The organism is Microbacterium capsulatum (genome assembly GCF_030865425.1).
GTDB lineage: Bacteria > Actinomycetota > Actinomycetes > Actinomycetales > Microbacteriaceae > Microbacterium > Microbacterium capsulatum.
Genome location: NZ_JAVFCB010000009.1, coordinates 15,704 through 29,362 on the forward strand (window position 1 = coordinate 15,704; position 13,659 = coordinate 29,362).

The window sequence follows — 13,659 nt, forward strand, 5'->3', positions numbered from 1 at the left end:
CAGCCGTCAGTTCGGCGCGACAGTGCGCGCGCCGATTAGGCTGTCCAGCACGGTCGCCAGACCACCGTCCTCGACGTCGCCGGTGATCTCCCCCGCGGCCGCCTTGACCTCGTCCGGCGCCTGGCCCATCGCCACGGCGCGCCCGCCGAGCGCTCGCGCCCACGCGAACATGCCGACGTCGTTGCGGCCGTCGCCGGCGACGAGGATCCGCTCCCCGTCCGCCTCCCGCTCGCGGCGCACGCGCTCCAGGGCCGTGCCCTTGTCCACCCCGCGCGGCGCGATGTCGAGCCACGCGGTCCAGCCGATCGCGTAGGAGACCTCGTTGAGCCCCGCCTCCTGGACGAGCCGGTGGAAGTCGGCCTCGTCGTGTCCGGGCGACACGACGACCACGCGCGAGACCTCCTGCGCGCTCAGCCCGTCGAACTCGACCTCGCGGGCGCCCTCGAGCGACCAGCCGGGGACCTCGCCGGTGAACAGCCGCTCGCCGGAGCCGAGCTCGACCATGTACCGCGCGTCGGGCAGCCGGTCGTGCAGCAGCCCGAGCACGTCGGACGGGTCGAACGTCTCGACGTTCCAGCGCTCGTAGCCGTCGGCGGTGCGGCGCAGCGTGACCGCGCCGTTCGAGCACACCACGAACTCGGGTGCGAGGCCGAGCGTCTCGAGGTACCGGCGGGTGCCTGACCAGGTGCGCCCGGTCGCGAGCATGACCTCGTGCCCGGCGTCGCGCACCCGTCCGACGGCCTCGACCACGCCGGGGCTCATCGTCTCGTCCTGCAGCAGGATCGTCCCGTCGACATCGAGACCGATGAGCCAGGGGCGGGTCATGCCTCCGCGCCCTCCGCGGCGACGGGCCTCAGCACGTCGATCCCGCCGAGGTAGGGCCGCAGCACCTCCGGGACGAGGACGGATCCGTCCTCCTGCTGGTGCGTCTCGAGGATCGCGACGATCCAGCGGGTGGTCGCGAGCGTGCCGTTGAGCGTCGCGACGTGCTGGGTCTTCGCCTTGCCGTCCTCGGACCCGGGGCGGTGCCGGATGTCGAGCCGGCGCGCCTGGAAGGTCGTGCAGTTCGAGGTGGAGGTGAGCTCGCGGAACGCGCCCTGCGTGGGCACCCACGCCTCGATGTCGTACTTGCGCGCGGCGCTGGATCCGAGGTCCCCGGCGGCGACGTCGATCACGCGGTAGGACAGGCCGAGAGCGGTGAGCATCTCCTCCTGCAGCGCGACGAGGCGCAGGTGCTCGGCCTCGGCATCCTCGGGGGTCGTGTAGACGAACATCTCCAGCTTGTTGAACTGGTGCACGCGGATGATGCCGCGGGTGTCCTTGCCGTAGGAGCCGGCCTCGCGGCGGTAGCAGGTGGACCAGCCGGCGTAGCGGAGGGCACCGCGTGACAGGTCGAGGATCTCGTCCTTGTGGTAGCCGGCGAGGGCGACCTCGCTCGTGCCGACCAGGTACAGGTCGTCGTCCTTGTCGAGGTGGTAGACCTCGTCGGCGTGCGCGCCGAGGAAGCCGGTGCCCTGCATGATCTCGGGGCGCACGAGCGTCGGCACGATCATCGGCGTGAAGCCGGCATTCAGCGCCTTGTCGAGGGCGAGGTTCATCAGGGCGATCTCGAGACGCGCGCCGACGCCCTTCAGGAAGTAGAACCGCGCACCGGACACCTTCGCGCCGCGCTCCATGTCGATCGCGCCGAGCAGCTCGCCGAGCGCGAGGTGGTCTCGGGGCTCGAAGTCGAACGTCGGGATGTCGCCGACCCGGCGCAGCTCGATGAAGTCCTCCTCGCCGCCTGCGGGCACGCCGTCGATCACGACGTTCTCGATGCGCGAGAGGGCGGCGGTGGCGGCCTCCGCGGCCTCCTTCGAGGCGACCTCGGCCTGCTTCACGCGCTCGGAGAGGTCCTTGACCTGCGCGACGAGTACGGCCTTCTCCTCCTTGGGCGCCGAGGCGACCTTCTTGCCGAAGGCGTTCTGCTCGGCGCGCAGCTCCTCGAAGGCGGCGAGCGCGGCGCGACGGGATCGATCAGCCTCGATCGCCGCGTCCACGGTCTCGGGCGCGTTGCCCCGCGCGGCCTGGGAGGTGCGGACGAGCTCGGGCTCGTCGCGGAGAAGGGCGAGGTCGATCATCCGTCAAGTCTAGTCAGGCGATCCGGGCCGGATTCCCGGGCCGGAGGGGCGCCTGATCGGCGGTCCTCGGGGGAGCCGGATCGGCGGTCCGGCCCGGCCGCGCGGTTCCCGATCCGATCCGAGGCGCACCGGAATAGGCTGTGCCTGTGACCGCCGACGACCGCCCCCGCGCTGCGCTGGTCGTCAACCCGGTCAAGGCGGATGCGCCCCGGCTGGTCGACCTGCTCACGGCTCTGTCCGCCGCGGCGGGCTGGTCGCCTCCGCACATCATCGAGACGTCGGTCGAGGATCCCGGCCAGGAGGCCACCCGCACCGCCCTCGCGGAGGGCGCGGCGGTCGTGCTCGTCGCCGGCGGCGACGGGACCGTGCGCGCCGTGTCGGAGGCGATGGCAGGATCCGGCGTCCCGCTCTCGATCGTGCCGAGCGGCACCGGCAACCTGCTCGCCCGCAACCTGGGCCTCGCGCTCGACGACCCGTCCGCGGCGGTCGCCGCGGCCCTGCACGGCGATCGGCATCCCGTGGACATCGGCTGGGCCGCGCTCACCCGCGCCGACGGCGAGCAGCACGAGCACGGCTTCGTGGTGCTCGCCGGGATCGGGCTGGACGCGCACATGATCGCGAACACCCGCCCCGGCCTGAAGAAGTCGGTCGGCTGGGTCGCCTACGTCGACGGCGCCGCGCGGGCTCTGCCCGGCGCCAAGCCGTTCCGCATCGTCTATGCCGTCGAGGACGAGAGGCTGCACTCGGTCAAGGTGCACAGCATGCTGTTCGCGAACTGCGGCGCACTGCCCGCCGGGATCGCGCTGATCCCGGACGCGTCGATCATCGACGGGCACCTGGACGTGGCCGTGTTCCAGGCCCGCGGACCGTTCGGCTGGCTCGCGGTGTGGCGCACCGTGTGGTGGCAGAACTCGGTGCTGCGCCGCACCAAGGCAGGACGGCGGGCGATCGAGCTCGCCGGATCCAGCCGATCGGTGCGCTTCCTGCGCGGCCGCGACGCCGAGGCCGCCACCACCGAACCCGCCCCGGTCGAGCTGGACGGCGACGAGTTCGGCGAGGCCGTGCGGATCCGCTGCCGCATCGACGCGGGCGCGCTGCTCGTGGCCGTGCCGACCGGGCACGTGATCCGGCCGACCTGACGCCTACGGTCGTGGCGCGGGGGCTTCCGCGACGCCCGGGTCAGCCGATGACCGTGGTGCTGCCGTCGAGGTTGTCGCCGACGAGGTGGAGCGTGTAGCCGGTCGTGCCGGCGGAGGCCTTGACGCCGATCAGGGTGAGCCGCGGCACGACGTCCATCGTGCAGACCTGATCCGTGACCGTCTGGAACGTGACGGTCGCGCCGTCCTTGGCCTCCGTGACGCCCTGCACGACGGGCCGGCACGAGGAGGATCCCCAGGTCAGCAGCACGATCCCGCCGTCCGCGAACCAGCCGGCGCTGGGCTTGCCCGGCACGGACTTGCCGGTGAGCGCGCTGTTCCCGGACAGCGGCACCCGTCCCTGGAACCCGTCGCCCGCGAACGAGAGGATGACGTCCTTGGTCGGATCCACGTGCTTCGGCAGGGCGACGTAGGTCGCGCGCGGCGCGAAGTCGGCCGTGCACGCGGTGTCCGCCGGCGGGCCGGCGAGCGTGACGGTGACGGTCTGCGCGCTCGCCTGCACCTCGGCGGCGACCGGGGTGCAGGCCGTGGAGGAGGAGCCCCAGGTGACGAGGGCGGCGGCGCTGCCGTCGGCGAGCCAGGCGGCGGCCGGATCCGTGTACGGCGCGGCGCTCGGCTCCCCGCTGGGCGCGGGCTCCGAGGCGGGCTCCAGGTCGGCGCACCCGGCGAGCATCGTGACGGCGGCGGCGATCACGGCGGCCGCCAGACCGGTTCGGATCCTCATCATGGCCTCATGCTAGCCACGCCGGGAACCCCGGGCGAGGGATGCCCGGTCACGATCGCGCCGCGAATCCGCACGCTGATCGGCCGGATTGCGGCGTCCCCGATCCGTCGCCGGGCGACGGCGGCGCGGCGCTACTGCAGGGCCGAGGTGAGCCGTGCCAGATTGTCCAGCACGGTCGAGCGCAGGGGCTGCTGCATCCACTCCTCGAGCGTCAGCTCGCGGCTGAGCGAGCGGTAGTGATCCTCGACGGCTCGCATCTGCTGCACGAACTCCTCACCGCGCACGAGCATCGAGACCTCCAGGTTCAGACCGAAGGAGCGCATGTCCATGTTGCTGGAGCCGATGACGGCGATGTCGTCGTCGATCGTGAGGCTCTTCGTGTGCAGGATGTACGGCTTGCGGTACATCCAGATCCGCACCCCGGCCCGCAGCAGGGCCTCGTAGTAGCTGCGCTGCGCGTGGTAGACGACGGCCTGGTCCCCCTCTTCGGAGACGAACAGCTCGACCTGCAGACCGCGATCGCACGCGGTCGAGACCGCGAGAAGCAGCGCCTCGTCCGGCACGAAGTAGGGGCTCACGATCATGATCTTCTGCCGCGCGCCGTAGAGCAGGCCGAGGAAGAGGCGGAGGTTGTTCTCCGCCTCGAATCCGGGCCCCGAGGGCACGATCTGGCAGTCCAGGTCACCGCTGCCGCTCTCGACCGGCGCGAACGCGGCGGAGTCCGGTACCTCGTCCGTCTCGCTGTACCAGTCGGACAGGAAGACGGCGTTCACGCTCGCGACCACCGGGCCGTCCACGCGCACCATAAGGTCGACCCAGTGCAGCCCGCGCTTGATGTTCTTCCGCAGGTTGTAGGTGGAGTCGGTGACATTCTGCGACCCGAGGAACGCGACCTCGCTGTCGATGACGAGGAGCTTGCGGTGGTTGCGCAGATCCGGCCGCTGCGTGCGCCCCTTGAGCGGCTGCACGGGCAGCATCAGGTGCCAGTCGGCGCCCATCGCGTCGAGCCGGGCGATGGTCTTCCGGTACCGCGGCTTCCACCGGTTCGCCCAGTGGTCGAGCAGCACCCGCACGGGCACGCCGCGGGCCGCGACCTCCTCGAGGGCGCGGAAGAAGTTGTCCGTCGAGTCGTCGGACTGCAGGATGTAGAACTCGACGTGCACGTACTCGGTCGCGCCGCGGATCGCGTTGGCCATCGTGTCGAGCGACATCTGGTAGTCGGAGATCAGCTGCGCACCGTTGTCGCCGAAGAGGGGCAGCGCGCCGAGATGCTGGTTCATCCGCACGAGCGACGCGACCCACTCGGGCATGTCCGGGCGCGGTCCGCCGAGGTGCAGATCCTTGGTGACCTCCGCGATCGTCGCGTTGATGAGGTCCTGCTTCCGGCGCCGCGCCCGCGGCAGGCGCGGGTTTCCGATGACCAGGAACAGCAGCACCCCGATGTACGGGATGAAGTAGATCGCGAGCAGCCAGGCGGTGGCGGAGGTCGGGCGCCGGTTGCGCGGCACGACGATGATCGCGATCACGCGGATCGTGATGTCGACCAGCACCGCGAACGCGACGATCCACCAAGGCCACCAGTCGGGCCACATGCGCATGCTCCTGAGCCGGGATCCACCGCCGGTCGGCGGTTGCGTCCACAGTAGCGGGTGCTCCGGACGTCGCCCGGGATCACCGGGCGAGCGGGTCGCCGGGCGGTCGGAGAGCCGGTCCCGACGGATCAGCGGCCGGTCGAGCGCCGGCCTTGCGCGCGGTCAGGACGAGCGCGGCGGCAGTCCGCGCGCGGCGCGCTCCTCGGCCTCGATCTTGGCGTGGGCGCGTCGCTCCGTGCGGTCGAAGCGGATGATCCCGCGGAGCACGAACCAGAACACGACGCAGACGACGATCGTCGGGATGACCGACCATGCGGCCGCGGCCCAGAACTCGTCCATGCTCCGATCCTACCCGGGAGGCTGGTGCGCGGGCTGAGAGAGGTCGGCGGCGAACGTTGGTTCCGCACATCCGCGGAGGACGGATCCGTTCGCCGCGGTTCCGTTCCTGACGCGAAGGGCGGTCCGGCCCGGTCGTCAGGGTGGACCGCATGACAACGATCGTGCATGCCGCGGGCGCCGCCGAGCTGCTCGCCGCCATCCCCGTCCTGACCGGATTCACGCCGCGGAACTCCCTCGTGCTGCTGCCGTTCCGTGCGTCCCGGACCGCCGGAGCGCTGCGCTTCGACCTGCCCGGCCCGCCCGGCGACGACGCTCCGACCCCGTCGGTGGAGGAGTTCGCCGCGACCGCGATCGGGCTCGCCTGCCGCGTCCCGGACACGGATGCGCTCGCGATCGCCGTGTACGCGGACGGCGTCGGGGCGGGAACCGGCTCCGAGCCGCCGGCCGATCATCTGCCACCCGACCCGCTGCTGCCGGCGGATCATTTGCCGGCGGCCGCGCTGCCGGCGGCCGAGCTCGTCGCGGAGCTGGTGCGGCGTGCGGACGCGTGCGGGCTGCGGATCGTCGAGGCCCTGCACATCGGCGCGGACGCGTGGACGGACTACCTCGATCCGTCCGCTCCCCCGCACCCGATCGCCGACGTGCCGGCCGCGCCCGAGGTTCCGGGCTTCGCCGGTCCCGCCCCGGACCAGATCAGCGGCGCGGAATTGCCGGCGCCGGGCCTGTTCGCGGCGGAGAAGGTGGGACGCGCGCTGCTCGCCGTCGAGCGGGTGCTCGGACCGGCCGCCCTGAGCCGGGCCGTCCCGTCGAGCGCCGGGCCGGTGGATCCGCAGGCGCACGGGATCGCCCTCGCGCTGGACGACCTGCCGGCGTTCCTCGACGAGGTGCTCGACGCCCCGGAGGCGCAGTCGCCGTTCGCGACGGCCGCGCTGGTCTGGATCCTGAACCGTCCCGCACTCCGCGACGTGGCGCTCGTGCAGTGGGCGCGGAGCATCGACGAGGGCGACGCGGCGCTCGCCGCCCAGCTCTCCTTCGGCGCGGCCGGGACCGCGGTCCCCGAGAGCATCGGCGAGACGATGATCGGCCGCGGCCCCCGCCCGGACGCCGATCGGCTCGGCGTGGCCCTGACCCTCGTCCGCCGCACGATCGCGCTCGCGCCCCGCGCGGTCCGCGGGGGTCCGCTCGCGGCCGCGGCTTGGCTGGCCTGGGCGACCGGCCGCTCGACGCACGCGGCGCACTACCTCGATCTGCTGGACGAGGTCGACGCCGAGCTGTCGTTCGGGCACCTGCTGCGCGCGATCGTCGACGCCGGCATGCTGCCGGACTGGGCGTTCGGGAAGGCCAGGGCGGCATGAGCCGCGGTGTGCGTTCACGCCAAGGAACGCCTGGACATCTCCTCGAAGGCCCGCAGCATGACGGCGAGCACGGCATCCACGTCCACGTCTCGGACCACCTGCGCGTTCGCCCCCGCAGCCCCGGCCCCCGAGACCCACCGCGGAACGGTCATCCCCCGCGTGTGCTCGCCCCGCAGCTCGATCTCGACCGTGGCGGCGCGGAGTTCCTGCCGCACGTCGCGACCGGCCGCGATCACCGCGGCGAGGGGGTCGTGCAGCGGCGCGACCGCGCGGCCGACCTCGCGCGCGTGGTAGTCGAAGTAGTGACCGAGCGCGTCATCCAGGAAGCGCGAAACCGGACTCTCGCCGGTCATCCGACGGAGTTCGTCCAGGTGCTGCGGCGTCAGCAGGACGCGCTCCGTGATGTCCAGCCCGCACAGCACCGGGACGTGCCCGAGGTCGCGCCCGCGGTACGCGTCCAGGACCATCGCCGCGGCCTCCGGGTCGACGAAGATGTTCCACTCCGCGGTGCCGCCGACGTTGCCGCGGTGCTCGAACGCCCCGCCCATCACGACGAGCCCGCGCAGGAGCTCCGGCAGGCGCGGCTCCAGCCGCAGCGCGAGCGCGATGTTGGTGAGCGGGCCGGTGACCAGGCCGACGATCTCCCCCGGATGCGCCCGCACCGCGTCGATCCACAGCTCGGCCGCGGAGCGCGGATCGAGGGACCGGGACGACGCGGCCAGCCGCGCGTGCCCGAGGCCGCTCTCGCCGTGCACCGCATCCGCCGCGGCGAACGGCTGCACCAGCGGGAGCGCGGCGCCGCGCGCGACGGGGATGTCGGTCGCGCCGAGAAGGTCGAGCACGGCCAGGGTGTTCCGCACGACGTGGTCCACGCCGACATTGCCTGCCGTGCAGGCGATGCCGACGAGGTCGACGTCCTCCTGCGCGAGGAGGTAGACGAGGGCGACCGCATCGTCGATGCCGGTGTCGGCGTCGAGCAGGATCCGCGTCGTCACGAGATGACCGTGCAGCGCGTGGGTCCGAACCAGACGACGTCCTCGCGCTTCACCCCGTACAGGCGGTTGCCGATGAACGGCTCCACCGCCCAGGCTCCGCGCATGACCGTCTCGTTGCTCGCATCGATGTATCCGTCGTCGTACGAGGAGTTCGCCGTGAGGGAATGGCCGATGTTGCTGAGGCGGTCCAGAAGGACGTACGGGGTCCGAGAGAGCTCCTCGGCGAACACCCCGAACCAGTCGCAGGCGCGCATGCCCGGTCGCGCGGCCGCGAGCACGGCCGCGTGGATGCTCTCGATCGTCGCCAGCGCCTCCTTCTGCGCGTGATTCTCCCCGACGAGGAAGCTGCGCGTGCAGTCGCCCCACCAGCCGCCCTCGGTGACGGGGTGGACGTCGATCATCCCCAGATCGAGGTTCCACAGCGCACGATCACTCGGCACGTCGGTCGGGTAGCAGCTGAGGGTGCCCGCGCCGAAGCCGACGGTGGTCGCGGTCCAGACCCCGAGAGCGCCTTCCTCGATGACCATCCGATCGACGATCCGATGCAGCTCGCGCTCGGTCTGGCCCGGGTGCGCGGCCTGCGCCGCACGCTCGGCCACCCGGATCGCGATCCGCTGGGCCTCGACGAGGCCCGCGGGCGGCTCGTCGGAGATCTCCTCGTTCCCGGTCATGCGCGTGCGTCCTCTCCGGCGAGCCAGCCGATCATGCTCTGCCAGATCCGGTCGAAGCCCTCCCACTCGAGGAAGACGGGCGGCAGCCAGTGCGGTCCCATGTCGGTGGCGAAGGCGGCCGTCCGGCCTTCCCCAGCGGAGCCGACGATGAAGAGCGGACGCCCGTCGACGGTCATCAGCACCTCCGATCCCGGTCGGGGCAGCAGCCGCTGGTAGCCGAGGATCGGCGGCAGTTCCGACGGCAGGCCGGCCACCGCCGGGTGTCCGGGCAGGACGCGCGGCGCGATGCCCTGCGGGGTCTCCTCGCGGTCGTCACCGACCTCCATCAGCACCGGCAGCACCTCGGCGAGCGCGGTGTTGCGATAGTTCGCCTTGGCCTCTATCCCCTGGAAGCTGAGGTATCCGCCGACCATGAGCAGGGATCCCCCGCCGCGGACCCACTCCGCGAGCAGCGCGAGCCGATCCGGCATGCTCCGCCCGCGGGAGAACACGCTCGCCGGCAGCAGCAGCGTGTTGGCGCCGATGTCGCTGAGCACCACGACGTCGTATGCCGAGAGCTCCGCGAGGGTCGTCGGGAACCGATCCGCCGCCACGTGGTTCGGCAGGAAGTCGACCGTGTGGCCCGCCGCCTCGAGAGCCCGGATGAACGGCCAGGCGCCCTCCTCGTAGCTGGAGGTGAAGAAGGAGTCGAACCCCTTCGTGTGCACCGAGGTGGTCGACCAGGACTCCCCGGCGAGAAGCACCCTCGTGCCCGCGGGGCTCTGCGGCGCGTCGGCCGTCGTCGCCATCGGTCAGACCCTCGCCGGCAGCGCGCGCAGCGCGGCGATGAAGGCGGCGACGTTCTCCGCCGAGACGTCACCCGTGTCGGCCAGCGTGTCCTTCAACGCGCTCCCGATGATGACGCCGTCGGCCTCGGCGAGCTGATCGGCGACGTTCTGCGGCGTCACGCCGGCCCCGATGATGAGCGGGAACCCGTCGCCGACGACCTCGCGGAACTCCGCCGTCTTCTCCAGCGGGGTGAGCAGTCCGGTCCCCTCGCCGGTGACGACGATCGCGTCGCACCGCTGGACTCCGAGCTCCAGATCCTCTCGGAGCGACCGGCCGGAGAGGTACGGCTGGTACTTGAACCGCACGCCTCCGAAGACGAGCGCGTCGGTCGCCGCGCGCGCCGTCGCGAGCCGCTCGGCGAAGACCGCGTCCTCGTCCGGGGGCAGGTGCCCGGCCACCGAGTCGAGCTGCAGGAAGGCCGCGCCGTACGCCTGCGCGAGCTCGAACGCCCGCCAGTCGTCTTTGAGGATGTTGATGCCGAAGACCGCGTCGGGCCGGGTGTCGCGAAGATGGTCGAGGACGGCGACGACGTCGTCGACGTCGCCGAAGTAGTTCTCCACGATGAACGCGTCCAGCCCGCTTCCGGCGAGCAGATCGATCTCGTGGCGCGCCCGGTCCAGACGGTCGGCGCGGTCCTCGCCCTTCAGGTGCAGCATCGCGAACGCCGGCTTCGCCGACGGGAACGCGGAACGGTAGTCAGTGGTCATCAGATCCTGCCTTCTCATGGGTTTCGGGTCGTATCAGGGGATGACGCGGACGACATCGTCGACCGTGACCGCGTCGTCGGACAGGCCGAGATCCTTCGCGAGCTGCGCGGTCTCCAGGCGCCGGATCCGGGAGCGACGCAGCACGTCGTCGTCGCAGAACACGACGTCACGCGGGCCGTCCGCGATGACACCACCGTCGGCCATCGCCACGACCCGGGAGAACGTGTCGACGACGAAGCGCATGTCGTGGGTGATCGTGACGACCGAGACGCCCTCGGCCTGCAGCCGGTCGAGCATCCGGGTGAGCTGGTCCAGGCCGTTGCTGTCCAGCCCGGCGGTCGGCTCGTCGAGGATCACGTACCGGCAGTCCGAGACCAGGATCGCGGCGATCGCCACGAACTTCCGCACGGCGGTCGGGAGGTCCTTCGGGTTCGTGTCCAGGTGGTCCTGGATCCCCGCGAGGTCGACGGCGCGCGCGATGCGCTCCTCGCGCTTGTGCTCGGGCCATTTCAGGTAGCGGGGCAGGTACTCGATCTCGGAGCGCACATCGGAGGCGAACAGCTGGTCGTCCGGGTTCTGGAAGACGTAGCCGACGACGCGGGCGGTCTCCGCGGTGGTCCGATCGGCGGTGCGGACGCCGTCCACGAGCACCTCGCCCGCCGTCGGCCGGAGCAGGCCGTTCATCATCTTCACCGTGGTCGTCTTGCCGGCGCCGTTCTGTCCGACGATCGCGACCCGTTCGCCGTCCTCGATGCGCAGATCCACCGATCCGACAGCGACGGTCCCGTCCGGGTAGGCGAAGCCCGCCCCGCGCAGCTCAATGGGCACGGCTCACCTCCTCGATCCTCGAAGCCACGGCGTGCGCGGCCTCGTCCCTGGTCATCGGCATGATGCCGATCCCCCGCCCGTCCTCCTGCAGCAGCCCGGCGAGTTCGGCGACCTCCGGCGGACGGACTCCGTACGAGCGAAGCTCTGCGGATCCCAGCACCTCGCGGGTCGGGCCGCTCATCGCCGCACGTCCCCCGTGCATGACCGTCACCGTGTCCGCGTACGCGGCGAGGAGATCGATCTTGTGCTCCACCAGCACGATCGACTTCCCTCGGTCCTTCAGACCGTGGATGATCTCGAACACCTCCTCGGACGACTCGGGATCGAGCTGGGAGGTGGGTTCGTCGATCACGACGACGTCCGCGTCCATGGCGATGATGGAGGCGAAGGCGACCTTCTGCCGCTGTCCGCCCGAGAGCCCGTTCGGGTTCTTGTCCACGAGGCGTTCGATTCCCAGTTGCTCGACGACGCGACGCACCCGCTCGATGATCTCGTCGCGCGGCACTCCGAGGTTCTCCAGCCCGAGCGCGATCTCCTCGAACACGGTCTCGCGGATGCCGCTGATCTGCGTGAACGGGTTGTCGAAGACGCAGCCGATCGCGGTCGACAGTTCCGCGGGATCCCAGTCCTGCAGGTCCTTCCCGAGGATCTGCACCTGACCGGTCAGCTCCCCCTCGTGGAAGTGCGGGATGATGCCGCGCACGAGCGCGCAGAGCGTCGACTTGCCGCTCGCGTTGAGGCCGACGACGCCGTGCACCTTCCCCTCCTCCCATTCGAGGCTGAGGCCGTCCAGCGCCGGGCGCTCTGAGTAGGCGTACGTGAAGCGCACGTCCCGCAGCGTTGCTAGAACCATCCGAGAACACCTCCGATCACTGCGGCGACCGCCGCGAGCACGAGCAGGGTCAGCGCGCCCCACTCCCAGGGCCGGGTCCTGCGCAGCCGGACCAGCGAGGTGTGCGCACCCTCACGGTTGAAGGCCCGCGCATCGAGCGCGATCGCGCGCTCCTCGGTGGCGCTCATGGCAGAGAGGAACACCGGGGCGAGCACGGGGAAGAACGCGCGGACCCGCACGAGCGGGCTCCCCTCGGTCTCGATCCCGCGCGCCTTCTGCGCATCGAGCACCACCCGGGCCGTCGCGCCGAGGTCGGCGATCGACTGGAACGACGCGAGCAGGACGTAGCTGACCCGGGGGCTCACGCCGATGTGCTCGAGCGCGAGCATCAGATGCCGCATCGGGACGAGGGCGAAGAACAGGGTCGCGGCGGCGCAGATCGCCATGACGACGGTGGCGAACCGCAGTCCCGCGTCGATGCCCGCGGTCGTGACCGAGATCGGTCCGAGCGGAACGAGCACGCGTCCGCCACGGGTGAGCAGGGCGCGCAGGACGAACAGGATCAGTCCGACGCCGGCCCACAGTTTGAGGAAGGTCATCAGGTAACTGCGCCCCTTGCCCCCGAGGAAGCCGACGAGGACGAACACCGCACCCGCGGCGAGCGGGATGATCCATCCCGGCGCAGCCACGCCGATCGCGGCCGTCGCGGCGATGCAGCCGAGCAGGATCAGCGGGTTCATGTCGCGGATCGGGTTGCCCAGCGTCGCATCCGCGAGGTACCGCGCGGCAGCGGCGTCGAGTGCGGTGCTCGTCATGTCAGCGCACTCCGGAACCGAGTCGGACGTCCGCGTCGGCCGGCGCCGAGAGGTACACGCGGCCCAGCGGGAGCTTGGTCATGAGACGCTTCGGGATCCCCTTGATGATCGCGTAGACGATCAGCACCGTGGGGACCTTGTCGAGCACGTCCATCGGGATCTGCGCGACGAAGTTCGCGGTGTTCACGTCGAGTCCGAGAGCGGTGAGCATGCCGACGACGATGGCGCCGCCGCCGACCGCGAGGCCGCCGAACACCCAGATGGTGAGGAGCGCGCCGAAGAACCCGCCGATGAACGCGAACGGGATCGCGGTGAGCAGGGCCTTCCACCAGACCTTGAAGAAGCCCCGGCGCCCGAAGAAGCCGGCGAGCAGACCGAACGCGACGTTCAGGACGGCGAAGGCGAACGTCGGCGGCGAGGTGATCGAGTTGATCGCGTTCGACAGCAGGCCGACGACGGCGCCGGGCAGGCCGCCGCAGAGGGCGCCCACGAGGATCGTGCCGATGCTGTCGAGGTAGATCGGCAGCTTGAGCAGCAACGCGATCTGCCCGCCGACGAAGTTGACGGCGACGCCGATCGGGATGAGGAAGATCGTCAGGCGGCCGTAGCCGCGGATGAGTGTCGAGAACCTGCTGCGGGAAGCCATCATCGGCGTCCTTTCTGTCCGGGCCGCCGTCGGGTGCGGCCGTGGGTTCC

Annotated in this window: 15 protein-coding genes; 2 read left to right on the forward strand and 13 right to left on the reverse strand. The window is 71.3% G+C overall.

Annotation, left to right across the window (positions count from 1 at the left end; genetic code table 11):
• Positions 1 to 6: 6 nt before the first annotated feature.
• Both RBR11_RS14675 and serS read right to left on the reverse strand, forming a co-directional pair.
• Positions 7 to 825, reverse strand: a complete 819-nt coding sequence (locus RBR11_RS14675; RefSeq protein ID WP_308490117.1) for an HAD family hydrolase — start codon at positions 823 to 825, stop codon at positions 7 to 9.
• Complete coding sequence (serS, locus tag RBR11_RS14680; protein ID WP_308490118.1) at positions 822 to 2,120, reverse strand: serine--tRNA ligase; 1,299 nt, start codon at positions 2,118 to 2,120, stop codon at positions 822 to 824. The genes RBR11_RS14675 and serS overlap by 4 nt, the downstream gene beginning before the upstream one ends.
• A 146-nt stretch (positions 2,121 to 2,266) precedes the next feature.
• Here serS and RBR11_RS14685 point away from each other — a divergent pair, with 146 nt between their 5' ends.
• Positions 2,267 to 3,259, forward strand: a complete 993-nt coding sequence (locus RBR11_RS14685; protein WP_308490119.1) for a diacylglycerol/lipid kinase family protein — start codon at positions 2,267 to 2,269, stop codon at positions 3,257 to 3,259.
• 40 nt (positions 3,260 to 3,299) lie between these two features.
• Here RBR11_RS14685 and RBR11_RS14690 read toward each other — a convergent pair whose 3' ends face one another.
• The 3 genes from RBR11_RS14690 to RBR11_RS14700 all read right to left on the reverse strand — a co-directional run bounded on the left by RBR11_RS14690 (position 3,300) and on the right by RBR11_RS14700 (position 5,932).
• On the reverse strand, positions 3,300 to 4,004 hold the full coding sequence (locus RBR11_RS14690) for a hypothetical protein (RefSeq protein ID WP_308490120.1): 705 nt from the start codon (positions 4,002 to 4,004) through the stop codon (positions 3,300 to 3,302).
• A 128-nt stretch (positions 4,005 to 4,132) separates the two neighbouring features.
• Positions 4,133 to 5,593: a cardiolipin synthase gene (gene cls, locus RBR11_RS14695; protein WP_308490292.1), complete on the reverse strand. Its 1,461-nt coding sequence runs from the start codon at positions 5,591 to 5,593 to the stop codon at positions 4,133 to 4,135.
• Positions 5,594 to 5,755: 162 nt separating this feature from the next.
• Positions 5,756 to 5,932, reverse strand: coding sequence for a hypothetical protein (locus RBR11_RS14700; RefSeq protein ID WP_308490121.1), 177 nt, complete (start codon positions 5,930 to 5,932; stop codon positions 5,756 to 5,758).
• A 149-nt stretch (positions 5,933 to 6,081) separates the two neighbouring features.
• Between RBR11_RS14700 and RBR11_RS14705 the strand changes: the two genes are divergently transcribed.
• Positions 6,082 to 7,287, forward strand: a complete 1,206-nt coding sequence (locus tag RBR11_RS14705) for a DUF4192 family protein (RefSeq protein WP_308490122.1) — start codon at positions 6,082 to 6,084, stop codon at positions 7,285 to 7,287.
• Positions 7,288 to 7,301: 14 nt separating this feature from the next.
• Here RBR11_RS14705 and RBR11_RS14710 read toward each other — a convergent pair whose 3' ends face one another.
• The 8 genes from RBR11_RS14710 to RBR11_RS14745 are packed head-to-tail and all read right to left on the reverse strand — an operon-like array spanning position 7,302 to position 13,612.
• Positions 7,302 to 8,282 (reverse strand): nucleoside hydrolase, encoded by a 981-nt coding sequence (locus RBR11_RS14710; RefSeq protein ID WP_308490123.1) that lies wholly within the window; start codon positions 8,280 to 8,282, stop codon positions 7,302 to 7,304.
• The gene (locus RBR11_RS14715; RefSeq protein WP_308490124.1) at positions 8,279 to 8,953 is read right to left on the reverse strand and encodes a M24 family metallopeptidase; all 675 of its coding nucleotides are present in this window, start codon (positions 8,951 to 8,953) and stop codon (positions 8,279 to 8,281) included. Before RBR11_RS14715 ends, RBR11_RS14710 begins: the two co-directional genes overlap by 4 nt.
• Positions 8,950 to 9,741, reverse strand: coding sequence for a glutamine amidotransferase (locus tag RBR11_RS14720; RefSeq protein ID WP_308490125.1), 792 nt, complete (start codon positions 9,739 to 9,741; stop codon positions 8,950 to 8,952). The genes RBR11_RS14715 and RBR11_RS14720 overlap by 4 nt, the downstream gene beginning before the upstream one ends.
• A gap of 3 nt (positions 9,742 to 9,744) precedes the next feature.
• Complete coding sequence (locus tag RBR11_RS14725; protein ID WP_308490126.1) at positions 9,745 to 10,488, reverse strand: BtpA/SgcQ family protein; 744 nt, start codon at positions 10,486 to 10,488, stop codon at positions 9,745 to 9,747.
• 33 nt (positions 10,489 to 10,521) lie between these two features.
• Complete coding sequence (locus RBR11_RS14730) at positions 10,522 to 11,316, reverse strand: energy-coupling factor ABC transporter ATP-binding protein (protein ID WP_308490127.1); 795 nt, start codon at positions 11,314 to 11,316, stop codon at positions 10,522 to 10,524.
• Positions 11,306 to 12,169, reverse strand: a complete 864-nt coding sequence (locus RBR11_RS14735) for an energy-coupling factor ABC transporter ATP-binding protein (RefSeq protein WP_308490128.1) — start codon at positions 12,167 to 12,169, stop codon at positions 11,306 to 11,308. The genes RBR11_RS14730 and RBR11_RS14735 overlap by 11 nt, the downstream gene beginning before the upstream one ends.
• Positions 12,160 to 12,963: an energy-coupling factor transporter transmembrane component T gene (locus RBR11_RS14740; protein WP_308490129.1), complete on the reverse strand. Its 804-nt coding sequence runs from the start codon at positions 12,961 to 12,963 to the stop codon at positions 12,160 to 12,162. Before RBR11_RS14740 ends, RBR11_RS14735 begins: the two co-directional genes overlap by 10 nt.
• A 1-nt stretch (position 12,964) precedes the next feature.
• A complete protein-coding gene (locus tag RBR11_RS14745) occupies positions 12,965 to 13,612 on the reverse strand; it encodes a hypothetical protein (RefSeq protein ID WP_308490130.1) in 648 nt (215 codons plus the stop codon).
• Positions 13,613 to 13,659: the final 47 nt, after the last annotated feature.

Bases quoted from the DNA above. Each gene is read 5' to 3' on its own strand.
- RBR11_RS14700 (WP_308490121.1), bottom strand. From the start codon at position 5,932: ATGGACGAGTTCTGGGCCGCGGCCGCATGGTCGGTCATCCCGACGATC.
- RBR11_RS14745 (WP_308490130.1), bottom strand. From the start codon at position 13,612: ATGATGGCTTCCCGCAGCAGGTTCTCGACACTCATCCGCGGCTACGGC.
- RBR11_RS14705 (WP_308490122.1), top strand. From the start codon at position 6,082: ATGACAACGATCGTGCATGCCGCGGGCGCCGCCGAGCTGCTCGCCGCC.
- RBR11_RS14720 (WP_308490125.1), bottom strand. From the start codon at position 9,741: ATGGCGACGACGGCCGACGCGCCGCAGAGCCCCGCGGGCACGAGGGTG.
- RBR11_RS14690 (WP_308490120.1), bottom strand. From the start codon at position 4,004: ATGATGAGGATCCGAACCGGTCTGGCGGCCGCCGTGATCGCCGCCGCC.
- cls (WP_308490292.1), bottom strand. From the start codon at position 5,593: ATGTGGCCCGACTGGTGGCCTTGGTGGATCGTCGCGTTCGCGGTGCTG.
- RBR11_RS14740 (WP_308490129.1), bottom strand. From the start codon at position 12,963: ATGACGAGCACCGCACTCGACGCCGCTGCCGCGCGGTACCTCGCGGAT.
- RBR11_RS14715 (WP_308490124.1), bottom strand. From the start codon at position 8,953: ATGACCGGGAACGAGGAGATCTCCGACGAGCCGCCCGCGGGCCTCGTC.
- RBR11_RS14735 (WP_308490128.1), bottom strand. From the start codon at position 12,169: ATGGTTCTAGCAACGCTGCGGGACGTGCGCTTCACGTACGCCTACTCA.
- RBR11_RS14725 (WP_308490126.1), bottom strand. From the start codon at position 10,488: ATGACCACTGACTACCGTTCCGCGTTCCCGTCGGCGAAGCCGGCGTTC.
- serS (WP_308490118.1), bottom strand. From the start codon at position 2,120: ATGATCGACCTCGCCCTTCTCCGCGACGAGCCCGAGCTCGTCCGCACC.
- RBR11_RS14675 (WP_308490117.1), bottom strand. From the start codon at position 825: ATGACCCGCCCCTGGCTCATCGGTCTCGATGTCGACGGGACGATCCTG.